Genomic DNA, 4,749 nt, shown 5'->3' with positions numbered 1-4,749 from the left:
GGAGTATGAAACCTGCGCAAACGAGAACTGATGCAATCCCAAAGATTTAGCGGTCCAGGCATCGCCCCGCGCGTTCCGGGCCGCGTGGACGCGCGGGGCGATGCCCACGCGGTTAAACGGTTGCGTGCCGTAACTCGCTATGGCTCGCTACGGCCTACAAAAACGGCCTCAAATCTCGAAGCCGCCGGTCGTGAACCAGAATGCGGCCAGCATGCAGAGCCAGACGACGTCAAGGAAATGCCAGTATTGGGCTGCGAAATCGACGGGCCAATGGCGTTCGTGGTCGTATTTACCCATCAGCGAACGAACGGACACGATTCCTAGCGAGATCACTCCGCCGGCGACGTGCAACGCGTGCAGAATCGCCAGCACGACAATCATCCCTGCGACACCTTTACCTGTCCCGCCCTGCAACGCTTCGCCGCCCAGCAATTCCGTCATCGCATAGAACTGCATGCCCATAAAAATTGACGCCAACACGGCACTGACGGCCAACAACATGCCGGTGCCGGCACTTCGGTCGCGGCGAACCGTTCGAGTCGCAGCGTGAACCATGCCGCTGATCAGCACCAAGAACAAGGTGCTGATCAAAAAGCCGCTCGGCAGCGTCGCCAAACTCTGCGGATCATCGCGGCGGTTCATCGCATAGATCGCGTACAACAGCAAACTGCTGATGAAAAACACCAACAGCGAAATCAGAAATAGCATCCCACCGAGATGTTGTCGTCGGTCGTTGGGCAGCATGACGGCGAGTGGCATATTTCAATGAGGGGTGGTTAGCGGCGACGTCGGGCCAGCAGTCTAGCGGCACCGATCATTAGCAACAGAACCGCATTGGGTTCGGGCACACTAACTGGGACCGCGATCGCCGTGATATTCATTGAATTGCCATTTTCAGTAATCGCCGGGCCAAATTCGACAACCCCCGTGGTCAAATCGAGCGTCGCCAGGGCAGAAGCAAGATCGCCAGAATCATCAAACCCACGCACGACTGTCAGAGCCAAGCGGTTCGAGATCGCCGCCAAAGTGCTGACAGGGGCGGCATCGGTCGGGCTGGAGGAAACCGAAACAGCCAGTGCTTCGTCCATTTGGTACAGCGTTCCCTCCCACTCTTCTGGCGGCTCGCCTCGCCGATCAACATCGCCTGACTTCAAAAACAGCCGATCATTGGGGGTGAACGCCAATCCAGATTGATTGACGCCGACATCAAGGACTCTGGTGGTATCCACGAGGCTGAAGACGGCGGAATCCTTGTCAATCGTGACCAACTTATCGGAAAACTCGGTGAAACCGTCTCGCGACGAACCGTCCATCCAACCGTAGAGCTGCCCGCTGGAATGAAAGCTAATGTCCGTGATCGCGGCGTTTGTTTGCCCCACCGGCGTGGCGACACCGGTGGACAAATCAATCCGATGCAACGTCCCAATCGCGTCAAAACTGTCAGGGTAATTTTGGTGTCCGTACAGGATGCCGGAGGTCGGATCGATCGCCAACCCAACGATCTGGTCCACGCCCGTCGCTCCGATCAGCGTGGCGTTCCCCGTCGCCGAATCCACCGCATACAGAGTCGATGGTCCAGGACCGCCGCGGCCTCCGGTGACCGCGTAGACCGTTGCTGCGGCAGCATTATTGGTCCACAAAAGGGCAGGAAAAGTGACGGCGAACAGCAGAAAAGCTGAAAAAACTCGGCTGAAACAAAAAAACACTGCAAACACTCGTTGGGATTCATCCATGAAGAGACAACAAGCGGGAAGCTTCTCAGAATCCCTAATCGGTGGCAAGACAAACAGTTTGGGGGCTCAAGGCGATGTGTCGGCCAATCGCCAGCCACTTTTGTAGGCCGTAGCGAGCCAAAGCGAGTTACGGCAATTTGCGCACTGCCGTAACTCGCTTTGGCTCGCTACGGCCTACTTGTTACTCGCGACGGCCTAGTTTGGATTGGCTGGCCGGCACGTTGAACTAGGCGATGTGCGAAAGTCCAGAATTGCCGTCAAAGCAGGTCTGTGCGCCGATGTGGGCGGACGTTAGACTACCGGACCGCTTCGCGATTGCCGCTGGAAGCGGCTACCGAGACGCCTCGATCTGCGGCGTCCTATTTTGTCGAAAAATTAGCTAAGAGAATTGCCCATGTACGCCATCATCGTCGACGGCGGTCGCCAATACAAAGTTGAGCCTGGAATGGAATTGGATGTCGATTTTCGCGACATCGCCAAAGGCGAAAACATGACCTTCGAGAAAGTTCTGGCTGTCGGTGGCGACGAAGGACTGAAACTGGGCAGCCCCACCGTCAGCGGTGCGTCGGTCACGGCTTCGGTGCTTGGCATGCAGCAAGACAAAAAGATCTACATCCAAAAGTTCCGCCGTCGCAAAAACAGCAAGCGACGTACCGGACACCGCCAAAAACACTTGCGTGTAAGAATTGAGAAGATCGCCGGCGTCTGATTCAATAGGCTGTTGCGATGCAATCAATCGATCTAACCCAGTACGACTTCGGGGATGTCCTCGGCGTCGGTACGGTTGGGTCGATCTACCTGGGCACTCATCGCCAGACCGGTAAACGGGTCGCGATCAAGAAACTGCACCCGGCCGTCAGCCAGGATGCCAACATCCGCGCTCGTTTTGAACGAGAAATGTTGGTGCTGTCGCGTTTGAAGCATCCTAATATCATCGAGTACTTCGGTGGCGGCCAGCTTGATGGGCAATTGTTCTACATCATGGAACTGGTCCACGGCGGAACCGTCAAAGACCTGCTGGAACGTCAAGGTTCGTTCGCATGGCCCGTCGTCGTTGAACTTTCGCGGCAAATTTGCTCGGCACTTCAACACGCACACAACCACGGCGTGATTCACCGCGACCTCAAGCCCGGCAACTTGTTCCTGACCCGCGATGGCGAACTGAAATTGGGCGATTTTGGGATCGCACGGGATCTTCATAGTTCGGATTTGACTTCATCCGGAATGACCGTCGGCACGCACGCTTATATGTCACCCGAGCAAATCACCGGCGACTTGGCGATCTCTGGAAAAGCTGATTTGTACGCCTTGGGATGCTGCATCTTTGAGATGTTGACCGGCCAGAAAGTTTTTGACGGCGAGAATTTTGCTCAGTTGTTCGAGCAGCACCTCAAAGTGGCTCCGCGTCGCCTATCAACTTTGGTGCCAAGCTGCCCGCCTGAATTGGATGACGTCGTCAATCAATGCTTGGCGAAAGATCCCATCGACCGCCCGTTCAACGCTCGGTCGGTTCAAGGTGTGATGTTTGAATTGGGCGAATCCTACGACTTGGCGGATCCAAAGAAGCAAGCTGATCTTGGAATCAGAGACACGGACAACGAAGGCGATGTTTCGGCCGATGAGGTACACACCCGCGGGCGTCAATTGCTGATCGACCAGATTCGTAGCGAGGGATTTTCGATGGCCCCCGACATAAGCTGGGCAAGATTATCGATCATCATTGCTGGCATTATTGCGACCATCGCGTTGTTTACGATCCTAAACCGCTAAATTTCCGAGCTGTCGATTAAAGTGAGCCGCGACGCGTAAGCGGTCGGGCCTACCGCGCCAGCCCAAGGCCTTACGGCCAGCGACCATTACCGCTCAAATTTCGAGTTAAACGACAGGCGTATCATAGCGGGACGCTATTCGTTCCCTAAATTCAAAAGCCAATTTGCCCTGCGTACAGCCCACCCACTGGTGCGATCTTTACACTGACGATGTATCATTCCCCAAAACACTGTTTCCCTACCTAGGAACCCGAGATGCGAATTCGCACCCTGCCCTTCATGGCAAAAACTGTTCTGTTGACCGCTTCGATCACTTTGGCCCCCATGATGACGTCCAACGTGATGTCTCAAGATGCTGCGGCCAAAGAAAAGACCGCCAAATCCGATGCAAAACCCAATCCCAAATCGATCGGATATTTCCTCGGCATCTCCATGGGCCAGCAGATGGCTCAAAGCGGGATCGCGTTGGAAGACTTTGACCAAAAGTCGATGATGCGAGGCTTTGTGGATGGGATGAACAAGAAAGATTCGGTCCTGACCGACGACCAACTCAAATCGACGCAAGCTGCCCTGACAGAACTACTGCAAGCTCGTCGCGAAGCCATGGTCGAAGATATGAAGGCCGAAGGCGTCGCATTTTTGGCGGCGAACAAGGACAAGGATGGCGTCAAAACGTTGGAAAGCGGATTGCAGTACAAGGTCATCGAAGCGGGTGAAGGCGAATCGCCAGCAGCGACCGACACGGTGAAAGTTCACTACACCGGAAAGCTGATCAACGGAAAGACCTTTGACAGTTCAATCCAACGTGGCCAACCCGCAACGTTCCGCGTCGGCCAAGTGATCCCGGGCTGGCAAGAAGGCATCCAAAAGATGAAGGTCGGGTCGAAGTGGATGTTGTACATCCCATCGGACCTCGCCTACGGAGCCAACGGAAGCCCCGGAGCCATCGGGCCTCACCAAGTCTTGGTGTTTGAAGTCGAACTACTGGAAATCATGTAGTTCGTGACCGGCTTGTCGATTTAATCGATCCACCGACGGTAATGGTGAGCCGCTGGCCGTGCGGCTGGGCTGGCGAAAACGTTAGCGCGGAGGAAAGTTGGACGGCTTTGGGGGGGTGTGGCTGGGCCGCTAAATCTTTGGTATTGACATGGTTTTCTTTGGGGGACAGATTTGTTCCCGGTTTCGGCTTGATGAACGATCGTATTTTGATGGAGTAACGCGATGACCAAGAAGCTTGATGAGTACCT

At 55.1% G+C, this 4,749-nt stretch carries 5 protein-coding genes; 3 read left to right on the top strand and 2 right to left on the bottom strand.

Features of this window, described 5'->3' with window-relative positions; translation table 11 throughout:
- Positions 1-168 precede the first annotated feature (168 nt).
- Positions 169-759: a cytochrome c oxidase subunit 3 gene (locus RC85_RS24825; RefSeq protein WP_068267485.1), complete on the bottom strand. Its 591-nt coding sequence runs from the start codon at positions 757-759 to the stop codon at positions 169-171.
- A 17-nt stretch (positions 760-776) separates the two neighbouring features.
- Positions 777-1,733, bottom strand: coding sequence for a PEP-CTERM sorting domain-containing protein (locus RC85_RS24820; RefSeq protein WP_068267483.1), 957 nt, complete (start codon positions 1,731-1,733; stop codon positions 777-779).
- A 394-nt stretch (positions 1,734-2,127) separates the two neighbouring features.
- Here RC85_RS24820 and rplU point away from each other — a divergent pair, with 394 nt between their 5' ends.
- The 3 genes from rplU (at position 2,128) to RC85_RS24805 (ending at position 4,501) form a co-directional block, all read left to right on the top strand.
- Complete coding sequence (gene rplU, locus RC85_RS24815; protein ID WP_068267481.1) at positions 2,128-2,442, top strand: 50S ribosomal protein L21; 315 nt, start codon at positions 2,128-2,130, stop codon at positions 2,440-2,442.
- Positions 2,443-2,459: 17 nt separating this feature from the next.
- Complete coding sequence (locus RC85_RS24810) at positions 2,460-3,503, top strand: serine/threonine protein kinase (RefSeq protein ID WP_068267479.1); 1,044 nt, start codon at positions 2,460-2,462, stop codon at positions 3,501-3,503.
- Positions 3,504-3,757: 254 nt separating this feature from the next.
- Positions 3,758-4,501 carry a BamJ family beta-barrel-assembly machinery protein gene (locus RC85_RS24805; RefSeq protein ID WP_235033469.1) on the top strand — a complete coding sequence of 248 codons (744 nt, stop codon included), beginning with the start codon at positions 3,758-3,760 and terminating at the stop codon, positions 4,499-4,501.
- The last annotated feature ends 248 nt before the right edge of the window (positions 4,502-4,749 follow it).

Source organism: Rubripirellula obstinata (assembly GCF_001642955.1).
Taxonomy (GTDB): domain Bacteria; phylum Planctomycetota; class Planctomycetia; order Pirellulales; family Pirellulaceae; genus Rubripirellula; species Rubripirellula obstinata.
Note: the sequence above shows the minus strand (reverse complement) of the source record. Positions and strands in the feature narration are given on the sequence as shown.

What these genes read in the sequence shown, in the direction of transcription:
- RC85_RS24825 (WP_068267485.1), bottom strand. Translation starts at nt 759, where the DNA reads ATGCCACTCGCCGTCATGCTGCCCAACGACCGACGACAACATCTCGGT.
- RC85_RS24820 (WP_068267483.1), bottom strand. Translation starts at nt 1,733, where the DNA reads ATGGATGAATCCCAACGAGTGTTTGCAGTGTTTTTTTGTTTCAGCCGA.
- rplU (WP_068267481.1), top strand. Translation starts at nt 2,128, where the DNA reads ATGTACGCCATCATCGTCGACGGCGGTCGCCAATACAAAGTTGAGCCT.
- RC85_RS24810 (WP_068267479.1), top strand. Translation starts at nt 2,460, where the DNA reads ATGCAATCAATCGATCTAACCCAGTACGACTTCGGGGATGTCCTCGGC.
- RC85_RS24805 (WP_235033469.1), top strand. Translation starts at nt 3,758, where the DNA reads ATGCGAATTCGCACCCTGCCCTTCATGGCAAAAACTGTTCTGTTGACC.